Origin of the sequence: Arenibacter aquaticus (assembly GCF_003957295.1) — a bacterium.
GTDB lineage: Bacteria > Bacteroidota > Bacteroidia > Flavobacteriales > Flavobacteriaceae > Arenibacter > Arenibacter aquaticus.
In genome coordinates this window covers 289,940-315,826 of record NZ_RQPJ01000003.1, presented here as the reverse complement: position 1 = coordinate 315,826, position 25,887 = coordinate 289,940, and the positions used below count along the sequence as shown (strand labels likewise).

Annotated in this window: 12 protein-coding genes; 7 read left to right on the top strand and 5 right to left on the bottom strand. The window is 40.1% G+C overall.

The window, feature by feature from the left end; all coding sequences use genetic code 11:
* Positions 1–11 precede the first annotated feature (11 nt).
* The 5 genes from EHW67_RS08315 to EHW67_RS08295 all read right to left on the bottom strand — a co-directional run bounded on the left by EHW67_RS08315 (position 12) and on the right by EHW67_RS08295 (position 11,033).
* Complete coding sequence (locus EHW67_RS08315) at positions 12–2,564, bottom strand: family 78 glycoside hydrolase catalytic domain (protein ID WP_202911934.1); 2,553 nt, start codon at positions 2,562–2,564, stop codon at positions 12–14.
* A 78-nt stretch (positions 2,565–2,642) separates the two neighbouring features.
* Positions 2,643–5,264, bottom strand: a complete 2,622-nt coding sequence (locus EHW67_RS08310) for a sialate O-acetylesterase (protein WP_126161916.1) — start codon at positions 5,262–5,264, stop codon at positions 2,643–2,645.
* A 24-nt stretch (positions 5,265–5,288) separates the two neighbouring features.
* On the bottom strand, positions 5,289–7,856 hold the full coding sequence (locus tag EHW67_RS08305; protein ID WP_126161915.1) for an SGNH/GDSL hydrolase family protein: 2,568 nt from the start codon (positions 7,854–7,856) through the stop codon (positions 5,289–5,291).
* Between the two features lie 25 nt (positions 7,857–7,881).
* On the bottom strand, positions 7,882–9,432 hold the full coding sequence (locus tag EHW67_RS08300; protein ID WP_202911933.1) for a sulfatase: 1,551 nt from the start codon (positions 9,430–9,432) through the stop codon (positions 7,882–7,884).
* Positions 9,433–9,473: 41 nt separating this feature from the next.
* On the bottom strand, positions 9,474–11,033 hold the full coding sequence (locus tag EHW67_RS08295; protein ID WP_126161914.1) for a sulfatase: 1,560 nt from the start codon (positions 11,031–11,033) through the stop codon (positions 9,474–9,476).
* A gap of 506 nt (positions 11,034–11,539) precedes the next feature.
* Between EHW67_RS08295 and EHW67_RS08290 the strand changes: the two genes are divergently transcribed.
* From EHW67_RS08290 to EHW67_RS08260, 7 genes are all read left to right on the top strand, one after another.
* Positions 11,540–13,120 carry an arylsulfatase gene (locus tag EHW67_RS08290; protein WP_126161913.1) on the top strand — a complete coding sequence of 527 codons (1,581 nt, stop codon included), beginning with the start codon at positions 11,540–11,542 and terminating at the stop codon, positions 13,118–13,120.
* A 92-nt stretch (positions 13,121–13,212) separates the two neighbouring features.
* Positions 13,213–13,803 (top strand): RNA polymerase sigma-70 factor, encoded by a 591-nt coding sequence (locus tag EHW67_RS08285; RefSeq protein WP_126161912.1) that lies wholly within the window; start codon positions 13,213–13,215, stop codon positions 13,801–13,803.
* A gap of 451 nt (positions 13,804–14,254) precedes the next feature.
* Positions 14,255–15,280, top strand: a complete 1,026-nt coding sequence (locus tag EHW67_RS08280) for a FecR family protein (RefSeq protein ID WP_126161911.1) — start codon at positions 14,255–14,257, stop codon at positions 15,278–15,280.
* A gap of 159 nt (positions 15,281–15,439) precedes the next feature.
* Positions 15,440–18,814, top strand: coding sequence for a TonB-dependent receptor (locus EHW67_RS08275; protein ID WP_126161910.1), 3,375 nt, complete (start codon positions 15,440–15,442; stop codon positions 18,812–18,814).
* Positions 18,815–18,824: 10 nt separating this feature from the next.
* A complete protein-coding gene (locus tag EHW67_RS08270; RefSeq protein ID WP_158285098.1) occupies positions 18,825–20,498 on the top strand; it encodes a RagB/SusD family nutrient uptake outer membrane protein in 1,674 nt (557 codons plus the stop codon).
* Between the two features lie 334 nt (positions 20,499–20,832).
* Positions 20,833–23,325 carry a glycoside hydrolase family 2 TIM barrel-domain containing protein gene (locus EHW67_RS08265; protein ID WP_126161908.1) on the top strand — a complete coding sequence of 831 codons (2,493 nt, stop codon included), beginning with the start codon at positions 20,833–20,835 and terminating at the stop codon, positions 23,323–23,325.
* Between the two features lie 121 nt (positions 23,326–23,446).
* On the top strand, positions 23,447–25,885 hold the full coding sequence (locus tag EHW67_RS08260; RefSeq protein WP_126161907.1) for a glycoside hydrolase family 95 protein: 2,439 nt from the start codon (positions 23,447–23,449) through the stop codon (positions 25,883–25,885).
* The last annotated feature ends 2 nt before the right edge of the window (positions 25,886–25,887 follow it).

The following is a 25,887-nucleotide window of genomic DNA, read 5'->3' as shown; positions in this document are numbered from 1 at the left end:
GGGTGGATTGTTTATAATTTTGGTGATACAATTAACGTATAGCTACCTTCTTTAAGTTCAAAATTTCCTGATTTAAGCGCTTTATCCGAAATGGAGCCCAATACCTCTTTGCCCTTATAAACCTTTAAGTTTTGTGAGTTATCTAAACCTAACCTAAGCTCGGCGGAGCTTCCTTTTGGAACTACAACGGAATATTTATATGTGTTTTCAGCTGTTTTCTTCCAATTGGAAACAATAGTTCCAAAAGGGGATTCGTATTTGGTATTCACATAATCCAGTCCGGCTGGTGTAGAAGGGGATAGGATGAATTTTTTGAAACCAGGATGCTCAGGATCTGGTTGTATACCTCCCAACCATCTATAGAACCATTCTGATACAGAGCCGAACATGGGATGGTTATTGGAAAAAACGCCATCGCTTTCTTTCCACGTTTCCCAAATGGTCGTTGCCCCGTTGTCTACCATAAATCCCCATCCTGGAAATTCCCTGCTGTTTACTACCTCAAAGGCCGTTTCGGGCGAAAGGTGCTTGGAAATGGTCTCCAAGGCGTATTTGGTACCAAAAATCCCAGTATTTAGGTGGCCGTTAGGGCCATTTTTCAAAGCTTTTTGCAGAGAGTCCTTGGCGGCTTCCAATTGGTTTTCTGGTATAATGTTGTGGTAGAGCAAAGTAGAAAATAATGTTTGCCTATTTATTTTATCCGTGACCGGTTTATCCCAGAATTTCGCTTTTATGAGACCGCGAAGCTTTTTGGCCAGACTATTGTATTTCTTTTCATTGGCTTTGTCGCCCACTTCTTTGGCGAAGGTTTCCATAATTTCAGCACATTGAAGGTAGTGGGCAGTACCTGTAAGCTGTACAGGCACGGGCTCTAAGGACTCATGGTCGCTTAATCCCTTGTTTACCATTCCCTCCGGGTGAATGCTGGCCACTTTTTCCATCCATTTCTTGTTCTCCTCATAAAGTTCCTTGACAAAATCAGTATCATTATAGTAGAGATATAGATAATATTGGGTGGTAAGGTAGGCAGATTCCCAGCTAATACCACAGTATTGAACCCCTGCAAATGGGGCGGTATCCACAAAAGAGGAATCCTTCATGGCATCTATCCAGTCGTAGACCGTTTTACGATATATACCGCGCATATCGTAATTGTTGATATACGATTCGCTGGTAGCATTTAAATCGCCACCATATCCAAATTTTTCTCGGGCCGCGCAATCAGATTGAACACTTACCAAATTGGTTAAAAAGCTTCTTTCACTAATCTCTTGAATCTTATTAAGTAGGTCCGAAGAACTGCTAAAATCACCTGCATTACTTACGTTGGAATGCAAGTAAAGACCTTGTATGTCGGAAGTTTTTGGCGCTTTTTTTAAACCTTTAATTTCCATGTATCTATAAACGTGATAGGTGAATTCTGGTTCAAACCAAGCAGTACCATTTTTGCCCATAACATAACTGTCTGTTTGCCAAGCTATGTCCGGGGCACCGGGACCGCCTACGCCCTTTCTTTTTATCTGGCCTATAACGGTGGTCATGGGGTTTAAGCTACCATCATCATAAATACGCTCCCCAAACCTAAATTTTATGGTGTCACCTACCTTACCAGTAAGTTTAATCTTATAAGTTCCCGTGAAATTAACGCCCATATCTACTATATGAACATCGTTTTCCAGCGTGTTTACCGAAACAGGTGTTACGGTCTTTGTAACTTGTACCGGTGGGAAAAAGGCCTTTTGCAAGTTGCCGCCAGGCCCCTTGCCAATAATGGCCGGAGTCCAAGAGGAGTCAGAAAACCCTGCTTTTTGCCATCCGCTTATTTCCTGTCTGGCATCATAGACTGTTCCCAAATAGACACTATTTCTAATGATTGGTCCGTAGGAATACTTCCATGAATCGTCCGTTACGACACTTTGGGTATCACCGTTCTCATATTGCAATACCAGTTTAGCAATAAAAGTAGGTTTGCCAACACTAAGGTCCTTCCTTAAATTTCTTCTCCCCCACTTTCTTAGAGGTAGCGGATTGTAGAAACCATTGCCCAAACTTACCCCAAGGCTATTGCTGCCTTTTTTTACCTGTGAGGTGATATCGTATTCCGTATAATACGTTCTCTTGCTATAATCTGTCCAAGCCGGATCCAGAATGTTTTTACCAATTGGTTCCCCATTTATGCTTCCTTTGTAATAACCAGCGGAGGTAATATAGAGCGTTGCCTTTTTTAGCTTGTTCTTGGTCTTAAACTCCTTTCTAAAAATAGGAGCGGGGCGGTCAAGGTAAAAGAGGGAATCTTTTTTTGGTAGCTTACGGTTGTCCGTAATCCAATAGGCATCGTCTAAGTCCTGAGCGTTGGCATTTAAAAAATCATTGCCTTGTAGCTCCTCTAATATTTCACTATCCGATAAACTATTGATAGCCAAATCGGAACTTTTACCAATGGTTGTTCTAGTGGAATTGTAATAGCCAAAAAGGGCTATATGGCAGATTACCACAATGGATACCATTAAAATTAAGTTGTAGCGCAGATTGTTCATTTTTATGGTGGATTTGTTCTTTTTCATGGAATACATTCTATAAATTTATACCTCTTGCCTCTTTTTTTAAAAGGTATGTTGATGGGTAGCTAACAGTAAAATCAACTATTTTGATATTACTTTGGCATTACCCCAATTACCAAATACTTTTTTTCCGGAAAAATCCAGTAGTATAAAGTCTAGGCCGCTAACGTCTATATCAATTTTAACTTTTCCTTTTTTAATTTGGCCACTATCAAATAGTATCCTTCCGCCAAATTTTTCTTCAACCATCACTTGAAATCTGCCCGTCTCTCCCTTTGGTGAACTTTTATCCAGTGACACTACTGCCTGAAAACGATCTGCCTTTCCATTCAGCCTGTACATCACTTCCGATTTACTTTTGACCCCTAGACCCTTGCTATATTTTTTACCGCTTATTTTGATAGGTTTGCCGTGATAGGTTTTGTCCACTACCGGGGCATTTCCTTTTTTTAGCATATAGTAAATATCACTTAGGTAAGTGGTTCCTTCTTGGGTCACCGTATACTTTTCCTCCGGTATGGGGGTTGGACCTGGCACAATGGTACTCCCAACTGTACCTATTTTAAGTAATAGGTGTTCGTGTTTTCCTAAATTCTTGGCGGTAAATGAACCGTTGAATGTACCAAGGTCTTTTTCTAGCCACAGGTCCCTTACATTTTGGGGGCCACTTAAACCAATTTGTTCCCAGTTCACTGTTAAATCCGATTTTTTTTGCCCTTTATTGAGCAGCAATACGGCAGTAGTACCATCTGATAGCGGCTTGTTGTATATTTCAAGGCTATCCTTATCATACACCTGGTACCCTTGGTGTGCCCTAGGATCTTGATTAACGGCGATAACCTCTTTTGCCAATAGAATGTCTTTAATCTCTTTTGACATGGAACGAAGATCGTTCCCCGCCATGATGGGGGCGGCCAAAATACTCCATAGGCTAAAATGAACCTTGTCCTCCACGGTACTTTTTAGGTTGCCTACTTGTAACATGTCCGGATCGTTCCAGCTATCTGGTCCGGCAAATTGCCATAACCCCTTAAATGCTGGGTGAATGGCACCATCTCCTCCGGAGGTTTCTGCACAGCGATATACAGATTGTATCCTAGGGTAGATATCCATGGAGGTACGCCACAGTTGGCCATAATTTTTACCTCCCCATGCCCAGGCGCCACTACCGAAGTCTGATATACTTAATATCATAGGCCTTCCCGTTTGAAGGATAGCCTGATGGTAAACATCAAAATCCTCTGAGGATAATCTTCCATTTTTTCTGGCAAAACAGGCGTCCAGTTTAATATAGTCCACGCCCCACTCCGCAAAGGAATTCATATCCGTTTGTTCGTGCTCAAAACTTCCCGGTAGGTTCTGACAGGTTTTATCACCCCTACATTCGTAAATACCATATTTAAGTCCCTTACTGTGGATATAATCGCCAATGGCCTTCATACCTCCTGGAAATTTGATGGAATCGGCTACCAATTGACCCTTTTCATTCCTGTCCGCTGCCATCCAGGCATCGTCCAGGACAAGGTATTTGTAACCTGCCTCGCGCATTCCGGAACTTACCATGATGTCTGCAATTTCCTTTATCTTGTTTTCGTCAATGTCTTTTTCAAATGCATTCCAGCTATTCCAACCCATAGGTGGGGTAGGGGTTAGGTACTTACTGTCAAAGCTAGCTACATTTCTTATTTCTTGATGTATGTTTTTAGCAGCTTGTTTCTCCTTTAAGGCAATCATAGCCTTCCCCAATGCTTCACCTATCTTGAGGTAAGACGCTGCGTTTCTGTTCCAGTGATAGAACTGTTTTGAAGGTGAATCATCTATAGGTATATAAAAATCCCGTGTGTCTACTACGGATACATTATCCTTAAATTCTGGGTAAGAGGGCATTGCCATTTGGGCATTCATTAGAGAAATAGCCCTTGGGTCCTTGTCTTCCCATCCTTTCATCCCAGTAGTGGCAATAACAAAAGGAAGGTTGGGGGCGCCCAAATCTTTTCGGATGTCCTTGATAAGATGCACTAAATTTTGTTCATAGTATTTGTTGGCGGTTTTGGTAACACGGTCGTTCCATCCCTGATGCCATCCAAAGCCTGCTAGTTCATACCCTTCTCCTTGGTATTCGGGAACATATTGGTGCAAATTGTCCAGTACTTTGTGGATGGTGGAAAGCATTTGTACATAGTAGTATCCGGTATCCTTTGGTTGGGCAGGTAGGCGTTTGTACCCTGAATCGCTTACCGCTGAAGGAGGGCGAAAATCAACCGCCAGGCTCTTACCGCCCCAAGAGGTTTTAATAAGGAGTACCTTGTTGTCATAATGATCTCCCACAACATGGCCAAAGCCCAGTTCCGGACCAATAGTGGTATCAAATGCACCGTATCCCGCACTTAACTTTCCTGTTTTAATGGTATTGAATTTATCCCAAGTATGGATAAACACATCATCGCGTTGCGACCACTCTCCATTTTCGTCCACTAGGTGCTGGTATGCACCTTCTTGGTCATTGTTAATTACCCATCTTAGATTGCCTTTTTCCCCTTTTTCCCCTTTTTCCATTTCTCCATGGCCTTGCATGTTGGACTGTCCGGCCAAAATAATGACTTTAAGAGGTTGTTGGGCATTAGATTTAAGGCCTAGGCAGAGCATTACTACTAAAAGTATTGAAAGTCTGCTGAAAAATTGTTTTATCGATTGCTTGATCATTGGGTACTCTTAATGTTATAGGTGTTATTTGTTTATGTAGAAATAGCGTATCCTGCAAGTGTTCCCGGTTCTTTTTGGGTCATCTTTTTCCGCTATTTTAATTTGTAATCTGTGTTGTTTGTTTTCCAATCCACTTGCCAAGGTAAAGAACCAGGGCAGATGCAGGCTGCGGCTCCAATTGGTCAACAGATCCAATTTTTTCCACTTCCCATTGTCAATTCTATATTCAATAATTCCGGCATCAGGTCCGGCTGCTACGGCAATTCCTACAGTATTGCCAACAAAGTTCAACGTGGCTTTCCCCTTGTTTGTTTTTTCGCCTATAAGCATCGGTACATCTGTGTAGTTGGGTCTGGTACCCTTGCCATCTTGTGGCTTCCAATTGGATACCACTTCCCAATCTCCACTGGTTTTGGCCTTGGAAATATCTATAAGCTCCCCATTGTCATAGTTTAGTTCGTCTAAGGGTTTGGGCAGCCTATGGCTTTTAATCTTATCGTCTTCGGCAGCAGGTCCCGTCCAGTTATTTTCCAAAAAGGCAATCATGGAGCGTGCATAAACCCCTTGTCCAAAAGGGGAGGGGTGAAGGTTTTTAAAATCATCCTTCCATGTAAATTCTCCAGCATCTATCCTCTCCGTTACTTCCAAGGCGAGATTTATAGAGGGTATGCCGTAATGCTCGGCCACCTTTTCATGATTTTTTATCACTTTGGGTGTTCTGCCCTGACGGTATAATTTCATTTTACCGGGATCCACAAAATGCATGAATACGATATCGGTTGCTGGGTTTAGGTTACGGGCATGGCGTACAATGCCCTCCATGGCCCTGATCTGCTCCTCATCTGTTCTGCCATTGGTAGCATCGTTCACTGCTGCCTCTTCAAATAAAAGGTCTATTGGCCCATCTTTAAAAAGATCACGTTTCATCCTAAAGGCACCCGGAGTGGAACCTGTTGAGGGAATGCCCGCTGCAATAAACTCGAACTGGGTTTCTGGAAACCTATTTTTTAAATAATTGGTAATGCTATCTCGCCAACCCCCGTTATAGGTAATGGATCCACCTAAAAAGGCCACCCTGCCTTTTTTCTCGTGTTCAAATTTGATCTGACTGTTTTGTAGGCCTCCCCTTAATTGATGGTAGGCCGAAGACTGTAAAGGCTTGGCTTCAGGAGTATTATAGTACTTAATAAAGTCTGCTCCCAATCGTGGCGTTTCAATGGGAAAATGATGTCCGTGAAGGGTTTGTTTGCCTTCTGTGCAGGTGACCACTGTTGCTATGCCTCCCAGTTCCAGATATTTGTTAACAAAGGGTAGGGTGTTTTCTGTTGAAGGAACAACAGAATCGGTCAAGCTGATCATATGCAGGATAGGAACTTTTGCCTGGGCCAAGGCATCAAGATTATCTATAGGGTTGTTGGCATATTTTTTTGCTTCGGCATCAGATTTAAATCCGTATTCCTCTTTTAGAATGCTCCAGCTTTTTTCAGAACCTATACCAGTTCCAAATCCGCCAGGCCAACTTTTAAAATCACAAACTGGGGCTTCAGCATAAATACAACTAACTAGTTCCGGATTCTTTTTGGCCCAATTGTAGATAAATAATCCGCCTCTGCTCACACCTTCCAAGGCTACTTTTTTATTAAAGTCATGTGATCTTATCAGATACTTGTAGAACCTGTCCCAAGACTTCACGGCCTTAGGGCTCCCAAATTGGTTATTGGTGTTCAAGTATGCAATGTAGTAGCCTTCGGATACTAAAATACTGTCCATTTCGGTATGCCATCCGGGAAATCGTGCTCTCCAAACCCATGGTTTTCCCGCTAGTGGTTTGTTAGGCTCTATTACAAAGGCATCCTTTCCATTAAATTCAAAACTGTATTTGGTAAATCCTTTCCAGTCCGACTTTTTTCCGGGGAAATTCTGATCCACCAATACAGCCTCTTTACCGGTAAGGTTCTCATAAATAATTTTGGCTATTTCACCAGCCCCTTCTCCATTGGGATGTATGGCGTCAGGGAACATTTCCCCTTTGTCCAGCATAGGCGTATAAAGGTCTATTAATTTTAAACCTTGTTCTTTGGCAATTTCCTTTATTCTGGGGTTCACCTCATTGGTTACGACCTCTGCACTTATTTTCCTGCCCTTTTTATAGACAGGAACTGCCAGACAGGGATAAATACTGGGGTTGGACTCTAACTTTTGAAAAGATTCAAGGAGTTTTAGATAATCTCCTTCAAAATCATCCTTGTGCACCCAATTAAAATCCTTGCTGTCATTGGTGCCCAGCTTTATGATAACGATATCCGGATTATAGGCTAGGGCATTTTTATAGGCCTGGGTTTCTATGTATGGCATGTTCCCTTTAGATAATAGGGTGCGACCACTAATACCAAAGTTCCTTACCTCATACCCCTCTCCCAACATACGGGCCAATTGTTCGGGATAGGCATTCTTCAATCGGTCTTTTATCCCATATCCAAAGGTGATACTGTTTCCAATACAGGCTACTTTGATCTTTTTGGATTTCTGCGCATTGGAAGTGGCTAGGGGAAGAAAGAATAAAAATAGCAGTATAAGTTTTATTTGCTTCATTTTAAATTTTTAAGGTATTATAGATTTAATTCGTCGGTGCTATTTTTGTGAATTCCATTGGGAATTTAGCATCGACCTCATCCCACCATTTGTATAGTTTTTTGTATAAATGATCCCTTAACTCCGGTAATTCTGAAGCTAGATCTTTTCTTTCGCCAATATCATCCTTTATGTTGTAAAGTTCCATTTTGTAATTATCCAAAAAGACGATCAATTTGTAATCCCCGTCCCTAATGGCACTACTTGGACCTCCTTTTTGGTTGGATTTATGTGGGTAGTGGAAATAGGTAGATTCGTGTATGTTTTTGGATTCTCCTTTTAATATGGGAACTATAGTTTTTCCATCTACATGCAAATCCGGTCTTAGGGGTTGGCCGGTCATTTCCAAAATGGTAGGATAGAAGTCATTACTGGTTATAATGGCATCGGATACAGTTCCAGGTTTTACCACTCCAGGCCATTTAATAATGGCCGGCTCCCGTATTCCTCCCTCATAAAGCCATCCTTTACCGGCCCTTAGGGGAGTGTTGGCCGTAGGGGTACCTTCTGAGGTAGAGAGTCCACCATTATCCGAAAAGAATACTACTACGGTATTGTCCTCAATACCTTCGTCCTTTATCTTTTTAAGTATTTTACCAACGGCCATGTCCATAGATGCTACCATGGCCGCATATGTGGGGTGGTCCTGGGTTTTTCTGTAGGTAAATGGTTTTTCTCCACTTGTTTCCTCAGCAAAACGTTCTTCGTCAGTAAACCCAAACCTATCTTTCTTTTTGTTGTATTTCTCAACTCTATCTGCAGGGGCGCTAAATGGGGCATGTACCTGGTAAAATGAAAAGTACAGTAAAAAGGGGTTCTGTGCATTCTGGTCTATGAACTTAACAGCTTCGTCCGCCAACCTGTCGGTCATATATTCCCCCTTGGGTCCGTTTTCCAAGTTGGGAATATTCCATGGAGAGAAATACTTGTTCTTAATGTAAAGTCCTCCTCTAAAATGTCCAGCTACATTTACATCAAATCCTTGTTCGTTGGGCCAAAAGGCCTTTCCGCCTTCAATATTGTTCAAGTGCCATTTGCCCATAAAAGCGGTTTTGTAGCCTGCTTCCTGAAGCAGTTCAGGGAACAATACTTCTTCCAACGGCAGGTTTCTTTTATATTCCGGATTCCCAGGACCTCCAATCCATTGCGTCAGATCTATCCTGGCAGGGTTCTTTCCAGTTAGAATGGAAGCCCTGGTTGGGGAGCAAATAGGGGAAGAAGCATAGGCTTGTGTAAAACGAATACCTTCTTTGGCTAGCTGATCTATATTGGGAGTTTCGTAGAAGCTGCTGCCATTGGCACCAATATCCATCCAGCCAAGATCATCAACTAGTATAAAAACGACATTGGTATTGGGGTTTTGGGCATTGGAAAAGAATGACACACAAATTACGAAAAGTAATAGTGCTCTTTTTTTTAATTGTGTTGCTATCATGCTTGGAATCATTGTGGATTGGATAAATATGGCTATCTTATTTAAGAGACGTATGATATATGGGTTTACCCTATGTTTAGTATGGATTAGTTTTGTGTGCATTATAAACTATTTAATCCTTTACACCAGTCTAGCTGCTTGGGTTAATTGTTTAGTTTAAATTGTTTATGAATTAGTGCTGTAAGCGCATCTACTTCTTCACTTGCCTCTGCTTCATTGGCCAAATTGATGTTTTCTTGAGGGTCTGCAAAGTGATCAAAAAGCTCATGACCTAGAAATTCACCCTTGGTTTTTGAAGTCTTGTCCCATAGGTACCATCTAATGTACCTATATTGGTCTGTTCTTACGGAATATCCCATTCGCTCATTTTTCCTATATTCTTTGGGCCCAAATCTGCCAAGAAGATATTGGCTATAGGCAGCGGATTTCCATTTTTGCTCCGGTTTGTCCAGTAGAGGAACAAAACTCTTTCCCTGTAAATGTGACGGTACGGGTAATCCGGCCAGTTCACACAGTGTTGGGTATATGTCTACCAACTCGGTAAGGGCGTTGCTTTTTTGGCCTTTTGCCTTGATCTTGCCACCACCTACAATCATAGGTACTCGGGCATCTATATCATAGTTGGTCATTTTTCCCCATCCATTGTGTTCGCCCAGTTTCCATCCATGATCACCCCAAAGAACTACAATAGTATTCTTTAATAGATCCAATCTTTTTAGCTCATCCATCAGGCGGCCTATTTGGGCATCGGTATAGGAAACACTGGCATAGTAACCATGTTTTAATTCTCGTTGTCTGTTTATGTCCCAGGGCTGTTCTGCTGGTTTGGGCAACCCATGGCTGTCGTCATAATTTCTTAATTCTTGGTCGCCATGAACGGCAAAACTTGGACTGCCTTTTGGTGGATATTGATTATCTGCCAAGGGGATGGAGTCCCTATTATAAAGATCCCAGTATTTTTTGGGTGCATTAAATGGTAAATGAGGTTTGTAATAGCCTACAGAAAGAAAAAATGGCTTTTTCTCCGTGGCCAATTCCTGTAATCTTTGAATGGCATAGGTGGTTTGTGCCCCATCGTAATACGCATCGTCATCCACATCCGCACTTTCGGTAGCATTGGCCTTAAGGTACCATTGGCCTAGAGGATCCAACTTAATTTTACCCTGGGAAATCAGTTTTTGCTTTTTGGCTTCCTGTATATCTAGATTTACTTGGGTGGCATAAACAGCGTCGGGGTCATAAGGAAATCCCTTTAAATGAGGTCTTTCTGTCCAAGATATGGAGTCGGGTATATCATTATGGAAGGTCTTGCCCAGGCCAATGGTGGTGTAGCCATTTTGTTTAAAATATTGCGGCAGGGTAACTATGTTTGGCACATTGTTCCTAAACTTGGTGGCTAAATCCCATACTTGTATGGAATCGGGCCGCAAGCCTGTTAGCAAACTTGCTCTGGAAGGGTTGCAAACGGCCTGTTGGCAATATGCTCTATTAAATACAACACCCTCCTGTGCCAGACGATCAATATTGGGCGTTTTAATAGCGGTGTTGCCGTAACAACCAAGTTCCGGACGAAGGTCGTCTACAGGTATAAAAAGAATATTGGGGGCAGTGCTCAGGGCAGTTTCTTCTTTTTCCGCACAGGAATAAAAAAGGGAACAGAATAGTGTTAAACCCAGAACAGCAAATTTGTTCAAATGTTTCATATCTATAATGATGGTATCGAATTTCTTATGGACTTGTTTCTAAATTTTAAGAGGTATGTAAGGTTCTTTTTTTTGAATCCATATATTCCTAATTACGAAATCGTATTCGCTGTGAAAACTACAATGCATGAATAATACTTTGTAAAATATGATTTAAAAGTAGGTTTAATCAGGAAGATGGACAAGTTTCATAGAAAAATTTATGCATTAAAATTACTTTGTGTAATATTTTTGGACATTTAAATAATTGATAATCAGATATTTGTTGTATAGTTTTAAATTAACATTAATTTTAAACAAAATGTTTTGCGCTTATTTATTTATATTTATAAAATATTTTAAGAACTGGGTTGTGCCTTGTTTGTTATAGAATATTAATTTGTCATTAATAAGTGGTGCAAAATACATATTTCGAAAAATAGACTTGGAATTTTTGCCTATTGTGAACTATTATTGTTTACGACTGTTTGATTTTTTTTTTGAATTTTATTTGATATATATAAGGTATGAGTGTAAAAAACTGTTTTGGATTATTGACCGCGGTTTTGGTAATTGTAGGTTGTTCGGGTGTAAAAAAGGAAGTAAATAGCAAGGTGGAAAAACCCAACGTGATACTTATTTATGCAGATGATCTAGGCAGGGGCTTACTGTCCTCTGAAGGGCAGAAGATAATTAGCACACCTAATATTGATAATATAGCCAAGGAAGGCATGCGTTTTGAAAATGCCTATGGAGGCATGTTTTGTGCTCCGGCAAGGGCTAGTTTAATTTCTGGGTACCACGATGCGCAAATAGATCGTTGGAAAATAACTGCTGGAGGTGCCTATATGAATATTTCCAGAGGCAAGATGGATCAAGAAGAAATAGAACGGAAGTTGAACGATCAATTGGGTGAGATTCCGGAAAATGAAGTCTTTCTAGCTGAAATCTTCAAGAGTGCAGGTTATGTTACAGGGGAAGTTGGTAAACTGGAATGGGGTTTTTCTACCACAGATAAGCAGATGAAAAGACATGGTTGGGATTATTATTATGGATACTTGGATCATGTACGTTGTCATGGCTTTTACCCTCCTTTTCTATTTGAAAATGGCAATTTGGTCAATATAGAAGGTAATACCTGGGCCAATTGTGGAAAGACTATGGAGAAGGAAACAGAGAAAGCTTATGCTGAGCGATGGAATATGGAAGGTAAGGCCGTTTATTCCCAAAATCTGTTTATAGAAAAAATAGTATCGTTTATAAGGGATAATAAGGACAAGCCATTTTTCTTGTACCATCCAACCCAATTACCTCATGGTCCCGTTGCTATACCTAGCGTGCATGAAGATTTTGTAAATGACGACAGGCTTACACAGATAGAGAAGGAATATGCTTCTATGGTGAAAATGTTGGATGACCATGTGGGGATTATTATGAATGAATTAAAAGCTTTGGGGCTGGATGATAACACTATGGTTGTTTTTACCGGTGATAATGGCCATGAAATATACTATACCAAGGAAGGTAGAATATTGAAGCCGGTTAGAAATATGCAGACCGGGGAGTTCTTTGATGATGTCAATACCAAATATTATAGTGAATTGGCGGGTGATGTGTTTGATGGCAATGATGGTATGGCCGGTGTTAAAAGGAGTAATTGGGAAGGAGGCGTGCGAGTGCCATTGATGGTGAGGTGGCCAGAAAAAATTAAGGAGGGAGTAACTTCCGATGCCTTGGTTGCAAACTACGACTTTATGGCTACTATGGCCGATTTGGTTGGTTTTGAATTGCCTGAGTTTAAAGATGGGGTTTCTTACCTTCCTGAGTTGTTAGGTGAAAATCACAAAGAGCATGATTATGTAGTGTACTCTTCGTTTATGGGTCCTGCAATTGTGTCTAACGATGGTTGGAAACTCAGATATTTTGCAGCCGATGAAATATTTCAATTATACTATCTGCCAGAGGATTATAAGGAAGAGAAGAATCTACTTGAAGGTAATGAGGAGGTAGCTGAGAAATTGAAAAAAATATTGATAGAGGAATGTGACGGTGATTTAAACAACGGTTGGTTTAAAGTGAGAAAGAGAATTTTGTCATTCATTAAATAAGCATTTGGGGGAATGTAGTATGATTGTCCCATTGCTAACTGTTGTTGGCACAGGTTTGATGACAGTTGGCAAGCCTAAGTAAAAGTGAGACTATGAAATGTAAAGAACAAGCCCCCGATGAATTCTTGATTTCAGAATTGAAAAATGGAAAGGAAGAAGCCTTTGATAGTATTTTTCGAAAGTACTATAAGGGACTTTGTGCCTATGCCGTTAACTATGTTTATGATGTGGATCAGTCTCAAAGTCTGGTGCAGGATTGTTTTGTACGCCTATGGGCCAATCGGCATAATGCAGATACCATAAAGAGCCTTCCTGCTTATCTGTCTACTATGGTCCGAAACAGGTGTATAGATCATATACGGCAAATGAAGACCTTGGAAAAACTCCATGATAAACTGGAAATGGAGGAGTTTGTGGTAAACGCGGAGAACACCCTATTGACCCGGGAATTTGAGGAGTTACTGGTTAATGCTATTTCCGCTCTTCCCAAAAAGAGTAAAATGGCTTTTGAGTACAGTAGGTTCGAGAATCTTACCTATAAGGAAATTGGTGATAAAATGAATATTTCAAGTAAAGCGGTCGAAGCACTTTTAAGTAGGGCATTAAGGCTGCTGCGTAAAGATCTACAACCCTATTTTGCTATCTTGTTACTGGCTATTTTGTTTTTTGCTTCAAAATTGTAAGTCAATTTACTTATTGGTCCAAAGGGCTGTGATATTGAGCATGCATATAGTTAGTGTTAAATTACAAGGCCTATCTTCTACTTTTTATGTAATACTATTTTCCAGTCTTTCTGGAATCTTGTCCGTGTCATTTCATTGGTGTTCTTGTAACGTCTTTTTATCTAATAGCAGGCTTTTGTTAGTTCTGTTTGAAAAAAAACTGGTTTTTTGCCAATTTTTTTCACATTTACTATTTTTTTAAAGTTTCTTTTGAGTATATGTCTTAAGCCCTTGTGTTTGTTGGGGAGGTTAAGGCCTTGGGCAATGCTTTATTGATTGTTTTTGAATGGTTTTAAAACAATAATTTAACTTTTTTTTTACACAAACGTAGGGTAGGGGGCTTTAAGGATCGTCATCTTATTGAACCGCATTTATAAAGCTATTGGAAAAAAAGGAAAAAAATATTGAACAAATGATAGCCAAATCTTTTCAAGGTAGGCTAAGCTCAGAGGAAAAAACATTCTTGGACCAATGGATATCCTTGTCTAAGGAGAATCAGGATAAGTTTGATGTTTACGAGAAATTATGGAAAAGATCGGGGCAATTGGTGCTTTCCAATTCTATTGACATAGAGGCGTCCCTATTAGAAACAAAAAAACGTATACCGGAATTTAGGTTTAAAAGTAAATCAGGCTATAGCAATCTTCGGGTTGCGGCAGTGTTAATACTGGCCATGGCCTTAGGATTTTTGTTCAATTATCTGTTAGGGGCAAATCAACTAATAAGTGGTAGCTCTGAAATAGTATACCAAGAGGTTAAGGCGTCTTATGGAACTAGAACCAAATTGCTTTTGTCAGACAGCACCACGGTATGGCTTAATTCTGGAAGTACGCTGCGGTTCCCCATTAATTTTGATAGTACAGATGAAAGGGTAGTGGATCTGGATGGGGAAGGCTATTTTGAAGTAACTAAAAATGAATCAAAACCTTTTATAGTAAACACATCCAACGTGGATGTAAAGGTGTACGGTACCTCTTTTAATGTTTCCGCCTACGAAGAATATGATACTATGGAAGTAGCATTGGTGGAAGGCAAGGTGAGTCTGGTACAGGGAGAAAGTGAAAACCGAAAAGAGTTAATGGTCCTTAAGCCCAATGATGTGGTGGAGTGCAATGTTGCTGAGAGAAAATTGTCCCGTAGCAGAGAGGCTAAAATAGCCAAGTATACCGCCTGGAAGGATGGCAAAATTATCTTTTACGGAGATCACATAGAGAAAGTGGTAAGTAGACTGGAAAAATGGTACAACGTTGACATAGAAATTGCGGATAGTGAATTAAAGGATTACCGCTTTACGGCAACGTTTAATGACGAATCCCTGGAGCAGGTGCTTAAGTTATTAAGCTTGTCGTCTCCAATGGAGTATAAAATAGGGGGATCCCAAAAACAAGAGGATGGTAGCTTTAGTAGAAGGAAGGTTGTACTGTCCGTGAAAAATTAACAAAACAGCAAAACTCTAATAAAAACAACCAAAACAATTGAGCCAATGAAGTATAGTTAAAAAAAACAGGAAAGTGTTGTCGCACTTCCCTGTCTAAAGATTCCCCTGAACTGAGAATTCAGGAAGTAACATAGTATTAATTAATACCATACCAAAATTATGAAAAAAAAGTTAATGGTAGGGAAAGCCTTAAAGGTGTTTCCGTCTTCCAAAATGTTCCTCATTATGAAATTAATTGTTTTAATTATGTGTTTGTCGTCTTTTATGGCGGCTCCGTCATCCAGTTATTCGCAGGATACGAAGCTGTCGCTTAATGTGACGAATACTTCCATTAAACAGGTGTTGACCCAAATTGAAGAAAGCAGTGAGTTTTTCTTTGTTTATAACAATAATCTAGTTAATGTAGAGAAGAAGGTAAGTATAGATGTGGATGAGTGGAAAATTTCCAAAATCCTCGAGAATCTTTTTGCCGGTGAAGATGTAGCCTTTTCCTTAATGGATAAGCAGATTATCATTTCGCCCAAAAGTATGACGACTCCCAATAAAGTAGTTCAGAATACTGTTACAGGGGTGGTGGTAGATGAGTTTGATGGTCCTTTACCAGGTGTTTCTGTGGTTGTAAAAGGTACAAGTACAGGGGTGGTTACGGATTTTGATGGAAACTATTCTATTTCTGCTGCTGCCAATGACGTCTTGGTTTTCTCATACATAGGTATGAAAACCCTTGAAGTTACGGTGACAGGTGATTCTATGAATGTTAGCATGGAATCGGATATTATTGGTTTGGAAGAATTTGTGGCCATCGGATATGGTGTTGCCAAGAAAAGTGACCTGACCGGAGCTGTTACTAGTGTTGATGTGGAAAGAATGGCGGAAGTTCCCAATGTTTCTATTTTGTCTGCCATGCAAGGTTCTGTCGCAGGATTGAATATTGGCGCTACAGATGCAGCCGGTGAAGATCCAACCATCTCTATTAGGGGGCAGAATTCGCTTTCCAGCGGTTCGGCGGCAAATCAACCTCTAATTGTAGTGGATGGAATTATATATAGGGGAAATCTTGTTGATTTGAACAAGGCGGATATTGAATCGGTAGATGTTTTAAAGGATGCCAGTTCTGCTGCCATCTATGGTTCACAGGCTGCCAATGGGGTGATATTGATAACCACCAAAAAAGGTAAAGTTGTTAGCAAGCCCCAGATAAGTTATTCTGCTAGTTATGCGGTTCAAACCCCTACCAATACGGCTTTGGAGCCAATGGGTGCGGCCGAATTGAAAGGGTTTTTACCTGATGCTTATTGGGAAAATGGTTCTAGAACAGAAGAGTCTGGGTATTTGGATTCAGATCCTACATTTGATATTACTAAATTCTTTCCTACAAACCAAATGATAGACGGCTACAATAATGGCACGGATAATAGTATGTACGATATGCTTACGGGCGATGGCTATATCAATAATCATAATCTTAGTGTTACCGGTAGGTCTGAGAATTTTGGGTACTTCTTTTCAGGAGGTCTAACGGATGTTCAGGGATTTGTAATAAACGATACATATAAGAAAGTGAATTATCGTATGAACTTGGATGCTACTATCAATGATTGGTTGAAGGTAGGTACAGAAACATTTGTTACTACCAGTGACTATGATGGTGAGACCCCACGTGTAGCTACTGCGTCTTTGGTAATGCCATGGACACCTTTGTACGAGGATGATGGTGTTACCCCCAGGCAAATACTTCAGGCTACATGGACCAATCCTTTGTTGGATCTTGAAACCGATGATGAGGAGAAGCACTTAAACCTATTTGCCAACATACATGCAGACGTTAAATTGCCGATAGATGGTTTGAATTATCGAATCAACTTTTCACAAAATTATAGAACGGTTAATCATAATAATTTTGATCCAACAGATGCAAATTTCACGGGTTATGGTTATAAAAATGGGGCAACTTATTATGATTGGACAGTGGATAATATTTTAAGTTACGACAAGACTTTTAATAGGGTGCACAATATAAGCGCTACACTTCTTTATGGTGTGGAAGAGCGCAATTATTCTTTTACCAATGTGAATGCACAAAATTTTACCAATGATATATTAGGGTATAATTCCCTAGAGGCCGGTGATGCTAGTCTGTACGGGGTTAATACAGGTGCGGAAAAGGAAACGAGTTTATATACCATGGGACGTTTGCAGTATAACTACGATAGCAAATATTTGTTGACGGGTACCGTAAGGAGAGATGGTTTCTCTGGTTTTGGTACAGAGGATAAAATTGGTGTCTTTCCATCCATGGCTTTTGGCTGGGTAGTTAGTGAGGAGAACTTTTTCAATAGAGATTCCAAATTGTTGAATTATTTGAAACTTAGGGGGTCCTATGGTACTACAGGTCGTAGGGGTATAGGTAGGTATGATACCCAGGCTGTAGTAAATGCAACGGTAGACGGTAATTATGGTTATGTTTTTGGAGACGGCGGAACAACCACCATAACACAGTCGATCTCGTCTTTGGCTAATAATGAATTAGGCTGGGAAACTACAACAGGATTGAATCTTGGTGCTGATTTTGCCTTTTTTAATTCAAAGCTTACGGGTAATGTGGAATATTATAACAATTCTACAAAAGATATCCTTTATGCTATTGATTTGCCCACTACTTCTGGTTTTAGTAGTATCAATACCAATATTGGTGAAGTTAAAAACCATGGACTTGAATTTTCTTTGACCAGTAAATGGATCAATAATAAGGATTTGAAATGGGAAACTACGTTTAACTATTCCAGAAACAGAAATGAAATTGTATCAGTCTTGGGGATAGATAATGATGGAGATGGTATAGAAGATGATTTAACTTCAGATCAGTTGTTCATAGGGGAGCCTACCAATGTGGTCTATGATTATGAGATTACAGGTATGTGGCAATTGGCCGATGAAGAAGCTGGGAATATTCCCAATGGTTTTTTTCCCGGTACCTATAAGATTGCCGATTTAAATGATGATGGCGCTTATTCATCCCTTGATGACAGAAAAATTTTGGGATATAATGACCCTGGTTATCGTTTTGGTATCGCTAATACGGTTCGTTACAAGAATTTTAGTTTGTACGCCTTTATCAATTCCATTCAGGGAGGAAAGGATTACTATTATGGAACCGATGCTTTGATTTTTGGATCGAACACTATTCTGGAGCGATTCGATTCTCAGAATTTTCCAACAGGAGCATGGGATTATTGGATGCCAGAGAATACAGATGCCAGGTTTAGAAGGTTGGATGTTGCCGCAACCTACGAGCCTAACAGATATATGCAAAGAAACTTTGTGCGTATTCAGGATGTTTCCCTATCATATGATGTTGATAAGAAAGTTCTTGAAAAACTTGGTTTTAGTAGTTTAAGACTATTCATAAGTGGAAAGAACTTGCATACGTTTACAAAATGGCGTGGATGGGATCCAGAAGTAGGGTCAACCTATACTTGGGGATATAGTCCTGTAATGGCAAATTATTCACTAGGTCTAAATGTTGAATTTTAAAAAGATAATCATGAAAAAAAATAGATATACAATAGTTTTTATATTCCTATTCCTTAGTTTCTTTTCTTGTAAGGAAGAAGAATGGTTGGAAGAAGATGTTTTGGACTTCTACAGTGCGGAAAATTCTTATCAGACTTTTGATCAATTCAATCAAGCGGTGGCAAGTTTGTATAATCTGACCGATTTGTATAATGTCTGGGCAGCGTTGTACGGACCATTTGTTTGGAATTTTTCAACGGATATGGCTTATGCGGCCACAGCGGCTACAGCAGGCCTTAACTCGTACTCAGCTTCCCTTACCCCGGAAAATACGTATGTAACGAACATTTGGACGCGTTATTATTCCATCATTTTTGATGCCAATGTTGTTTTGGGAAGAATTGATGGTGAGAACACCGAGTTCGATACAGAAGAGCAACGTACTATTCTAAAGGCAGAAGCAAGTTTTCTTAGAGCCTTTTCTTATAGGAATTTGGCTAATTTATACGGAGGTGTGCCCCTTGTATTGGAAGAAACTACTGAGGCTAAAAGAGATTATGTTAGGGCTAGCCTTGATGAGGTGTATGCTCAAATTATAAGTGATTTGGAATTTGCCGCTGCAAATTTACCTGATGTTGGTGATTTGTGGGAGGAGGGTAGATTGACTAATGCTGCTGCATATCATCTTTTAGCGGAATTATATATCAATACGGGTGAATATGATAAGGCAATTGCCAGTGCTACTGCGGTTATAGACAACCCGGACTATGCCTTGATGACTTCACGATTCGGAAACAAAATGAATTTGGAAGGTGACGTATATGGTGACCTTTTTAGAAGAGGTAATCAAAACCGCAATTCGGGAAACACCGAAGCTATTTGGGTGGCGCAGTATGAATACAATGTTACCGGTGGTGGCCGGGGTAGTATTTTGACTCAATTTCTTTGTCCTGGATATTATAACTTAACTGGATTGGATGGAAAACCACTATTTTTTGCTCCTACAACCCAGAATGGGGGTAGAGGTATAGGATGGTTTGCCCCTTCAGATTATGTTTTGGAGGACATTTGGGAGAGTGATCCCAATGATATGCGTAATTCTGAATATAACATTATTAGGGATCTAGTGGCCGATAATCCTGAGTCTGAATATTTTGGGAAGAATATCGTTGCTGACAATGCATTTGATGAGAGTGGAAATACAATATACAAGAGGTATTGGAATGCCATTTTCGCCAAAGCAACGCCTATCAACGATTTTCCAGATGAGGTATTCGTTGATTTTGAAACAGGTGAGGTGACAAGAAATGCGTCTCAAACCTTTAGGGATCATTATAACATTCGTTTGGCAGAAACTTATCTTTTAAGGGCGGAAGCCTACCTAAACAATGGTGATTTGGCCAATGCTACCGCGGATATTAATGTTATTAGAGCAAGAGCTAATGCCACGCCAGTTGAAGAAGGTGATGTTGATATTGACTATATTCTCGACGAAAGGGCTAGGGAATTAACTTGGGAAGAATCTAGGGTAATGACCTTGAATAGATTGGGATTAATAGATGAAAGAAGAACTTTACATCATCCTTTTAATAATGGTAAATATGAAAGTTATCCTATTGAGGATTACCATAACCTATGGCCAATACCTAACCGTGAGATAGAAAGAAATACGGGAGCAATATTGGAGCAGAATCCAGGGTATTAATTGTTATTATACAGCTTAAAATAATACGAGTTTCTTTGTGAAAAGGGGGTGGGATTCTAATTGTTTACACCCCCTTTTTTTAATAATTAACAAAAGCACTTCGGTGCTTATGTAAAAATGCCATTTTAAAGCTGATGATAATATATTTTTATTTAAAAAAATGAACGGAATATATGGCAGTGTTAGTACTTTTTTAAATATTTAATAAAAGTAGTTCAGTGTTTGTATAATAACCCAATACGGAATAATTTAGGCCTTTATTTTTATCTGTTTCTGATTAATAGAAGATATAATATATAATCATTTCAAATTTTTCCTTTTTAAATATAGCTAGATGAATTTTTTTAGAAATTTTTTAATTACAGTAGGTCTATCAATAATTGCATTTAATATTTACGGATGCAATAGTTCGGTTTCACCAACGAAAGTACCTAGACAAAAAATCAAATTTGATTTTGATTGGAAATTTACAAAAGGTGATTTCCCAGAAGCATCAAAAAAGGTATATAATGACAGTGAATGGCAAACCGTTGACGTGCCGCACGATTGGAGTATTGCAGGACCATTTTTAAAAGAAAACCCAGCTGGTAATGTGGGGGCATATGCTCCTGGAGGTATAGGTTGGTATAGAAAAAATTTCACCTTGGATAAATCGGATAAGGAATCCAAGGTTACCATCGAGTTCGGAGGTGTATATATGAACAGTGAGGTATGGATCAATGGCAATTATTTGGGAAAACGGCCATATGGCTATATTAGTTTTAATTATGATTTAACCCCCTATCTTAATTTTGAAGGGGACAATGTACTATCGGTAAGGGTTGATAATTCCAAGGAACCCAGTGCCAGATGGTTTACAGGATCTGGTATCTACAGGCATGTTTGGTTGGTAAAAACCAATCAATTACATATTGATAGATATGGGGTATATGCAACAACTCCCTCTGTGTCCAAGGATAAGGCTGCATTGGAAATAAAAACACAGGTTCTAAACGAAATGAAAGATTCCAAGGAATTTACCTTGGTCAATACAGTATACGATGCCAATGGGGGATTGGTAGCTGAGCATCAGTCAGAAGCTACAGTTGCTAGCAATAAAGAACAGGAAATACTTCAGAATTTAACCGTAAATAATCCTAATTTATGGTCCCCGGAAAACCCTTATTTGTATACCATTAAAACGGAAGTTTTATTACAGGACGAAGTGGTAGATGTGGTTACTACCAACTTAGGGATTCGCAGTTTTAGTTTTTCTTCGGAAACCGGTTTTACCTTGAACGGTGTCAATATCAAATTAAAAGGTGTTAATAATCACAGTGATTTGGGTGCCCTAGGTGCAGCTATGAACGATAAAGTCTTGGAAAGAAGACTAAAGATATTAAAGGAGATGGGCTGTAATGCCATACGTACTGCGCATAACCCTCCTAGTGAAGTGCTATTGGACTTATGTGACAAAATGGGCTTTATGGTAATGGATGAAGCCTTTGACGAGTGGATTGAATCTTGGCCATTTGGAAGAAAAAAGAAAGAAGGTAAAGCTAAATACGGTTATCACCTGTATTTTGAGGAATGGGCAGAAAAAGACCTAACGGAACTTATTAAAAGAGACCGTAACCACCCATCCATAGTTCTGTGGAGTGTAGGAAACGAAATTCCCGACGCCTGTTTCGAAGTTGGTACCGAGCGTTTAAAAAATCTTATGGCCGTAGTTCGTGAGCATGATGCCACACGGCCTATAACCTGCGGAATCACCCATATGCATTTGGCCAACGAAAGTGGATTTGCAAGCCTTTTGGATGTAACCGGTTACAATGGAGGCGGAGGTTCTGCTTTTATGTATGAAAAAGATAAGGAAACCTACCCTGATAGAAAATTTGTTGCTACCGAAGTACCACATACCTTTCAGACGCGTGGTGTGTATCAAAGTAAATCATGGGTCCGTGGAAAGAATCCATTGGGAGGTATTATGGAAGTTCCAGATTTGACCGAAGAGGAAGTTTTTGGTGATATCAGTAAATATTACAGTTCTTCCTATGATAATTCCATGGTACGTATTTCTGCCAGGGATTCTTGGAGACGTACAAGGGATTTTTCCTTTATGGCAGGGGAGTTTAGATGGACAGGCTTTGATTACTTAGGGGAATCTATGTTTGGATGGCCGGCAAAACTTTGGAATTTTGGAATAATAGATATGTGCGGCTTTCCAAAAGACACCTATTATTTTTATCAAAGCCAATGGACAGAGGAGCCAATGGTCCATATTCTTCCCCATTGGAATTGGGAAGGTAAGGAAGGTGTTGAAATTCCTGTAGTAGCTTACTCCAACTGTGATAGTGTAGAACTGTTCCTAAATGGGCAGTCGCTTGGTAAAAAGGAAATGGGAGACCAGATGGATCTAATGTGGAAAGTTCCTTATAAGGCGGGAACCTTGATCGCAAAGGGTATTAAAGAAGGTAAGGTAGTCTGTGAAAAAGTCATAACTACAGCTGAAGCACCTGCTAAAATTGAGTTGTTGGCTGATAATGAGGTTATAAATGCCAATGGACAGGACGTGGTACACGTAGAGGTAAATATCTTGGATGCCAACAATAATTTTGTTCCTGATGCAGCCAATCAAATTAAATTCACAGTGGAAGGAGAGGCAACCATATTGGCCGTAGATAACGGTGATCCAAAAAGTGAGGAGAGCTTTGTTGGCGATACTAGAAAGGCTTTTAACGGGAAATGTATAATAATTGTTAAGGCCACTAAAAAGAACGGACAATTTAGTATAGCGGCAGAAAGTGACGGACTGGAAGGCGCCAAAGTTGTAGGGAAATCAATTTGACGATGATAGCATAAAAACAAATCATTACCCCTTTGCAACCCCCTGGGTTACCTAGGGGTAATTGATAGTTTATTAACCTTCAGTCCAAGAATGTTTTTATATAGCACATTAAAATTTACAAATGAAAAAGGATTTACAAATCAAAACTAAAAAGAACAATGGCATTTTAAAGAAGCTACCTAGTGCGGCATCATTTATGTTTGGTTGTTTTCTTTTCTTAAACTTATATGCCGTAACTGGCCAAAACCCAAATTCTGGATCGGAAGGGAGTATTCAGGAGAACAAAAATTCCCTGTGGTATACCAGCCCTGCCAGCAAGTGGATGGAAGCTCTTCCCATTGGTAATGGTAGGTTGGGCGCCATGGTCTTTGGAGGTGTGAAAGAAGAGAAACTTCAATTGAATGAAGAGTCAGTTTGGGCAGGACCGCCAATACCTGAAAATAGGGTAGGTGCCCATAAGTCTGTAGAAAAGGCCAGGGAATTAATTTTTCAAGGCGATTATCAGGAAGCCAATAAACTGGTTCAGGATGATGTGATGGGGCCCAGAATAGCCCCTAGAAGTTATCAGACATTGGGAGATTTGGTCATGAATTTCAACCTACAAGGCGAACCACAAAACTATAAGAGGGAGCTAAACCTAAACAATGCCATTGCAAAAACAAGCTTTACAGTAAATGGCGTCAACTATACTAGGGAGTACTTTAGTAGTGCAATAGATGATGCAATAGTTGTTGTGTTGACGGCAGACCAACCTAAATCCATTTCTTTGGAATTGGAACTGCTTCGCAAAGCGGATTTTGAAGTGGCTTCCATAGGCAGGAATAGATTAAAAATGTGGGGACAGGTAAGTCAGAAGGGCAAGCATCTGGGAGTAAAATATGAAACCCAATTAATGGCCCTGCCCAAAGGAGGAAAAATGACATCAGGTGATGGCAGCATCACTATTAGTAAGGCCAACTCTGTTGTGCTTCTTATCTCAGCAGCTACGGATTATAATGCCGAGGATCCTTTTTCTCCCTTGACCCAAAATTTAGGTGCGGTTTGCAATTCCATCTTGAAAAAGGCGGCAAAAAGGTCCCTTAAAAAAGTGAAGCAGGCCCATATTACCGATTATCAACAGTTTTTTAATAGGGTAAGCTTGGATCTGGGCGGAATTAAAGGCGAAGTGAAACCTACAAACGAAAGGTTGGAAGCAGTTGCCAATGGCGCCGATGACCCTAGCCTTATGGCCTTATATTTTCAATATGGGCGTTATTTGCTTATTTCTTCCTCAAGACCAGGTAGCCTTCCAGCTAATTTACAAGGGATTTGGAACGATCATTTAGTGGCACCTTGGAACAGTGATTACCACACCAATATAAATATGCAGATGAATTATTGGCCAGCAGAGGTGGCTAACCTTTCAGAGTGCCATGAGCCATTTTTCGATTTTATAGAAAGCCTGGTTCCTTCAGGTAAGAAGACGGCCAAGGAGGTGTATAACAGTGATGGTTTTGTGGTTCATCATACTACCGATGTATGGCATTGGACCTCACCCATTGGAAAGGTGCAATACGGCATGTGGCCAATGGGGGGAGCATGGTGTACCCGTCATTTTATGGAGCATTATAAGTTTAATGGAGATACCGTATTCCTAAAAGAACAAGCTTACCCTATTATGAAGGAGTCTGCCAAGTTTCTTTTGGATTGGTTAACAACGGATCCCAGGTCCGGTAAATTGGTTTCCGGCCCTTCTACCTCACCAGAGAATAAATTTTATACCCCAAAGAATCCGGAAGTGTTTGCAAATTTGGATATGGGAAATGCTATGGACCAGGAAATAATTTGGGACAATTTTACCAATGTTCTGGAAGCTGCGGAAATACTTAAGATTGAGGATGAATTTACACATCGGGTAGAGGCAGCACTTGCCAAGCTATCCCTGCCAAAAATTGGTTCTGATGGCCGTTTAATGGAATGGTCCCAAGAATTTGATGAGGTGGATAAAGGACACCGTCATTTGAGTCATTTGTACGGTCTGTACCCAGGTGATCAATTTAGCGAGAGCAAAACCCCGTATTATATAGATGCCATAAATAGAAGTATAGAATATCGCCTTTCAAACGGGGGGGGACATACCGGTTGGAGTAGGGCATGGATCATAAATTTTTATGCGCGTTTAAAAAATTCAGAAAAGGCATATGAAAATATCAAGGCCCTTTTGGCCAAATCTACGGCAGAGAATTTGTTCGATTACCACCCTCCATTTCAAATAGACGGTAATTTTGGAGGAACTGCCGGTATTGCCGAGATGCTAATGCAGAGCCATGAAACAGATGAGAACGGTACCAACATCATGAACTTGCTACCGGCATTGCCTTCGGAATGGCCTAAGGGTAGTGTAACAGGTTTAAAAGCCAGGGGAGGTTTTGAAGTGGATATAGTTTGGAGCAATGGAGCTTTACAGTCCGTTGCCTTACTGTCACAAGAAACCAAAACGCTTAAGTTGCGCATAGGAAGTAAAATCATGGAAGTTGAATTGGCTGCAGGGGAGAAACAAACAATAAAAGAATTTAAATAAAT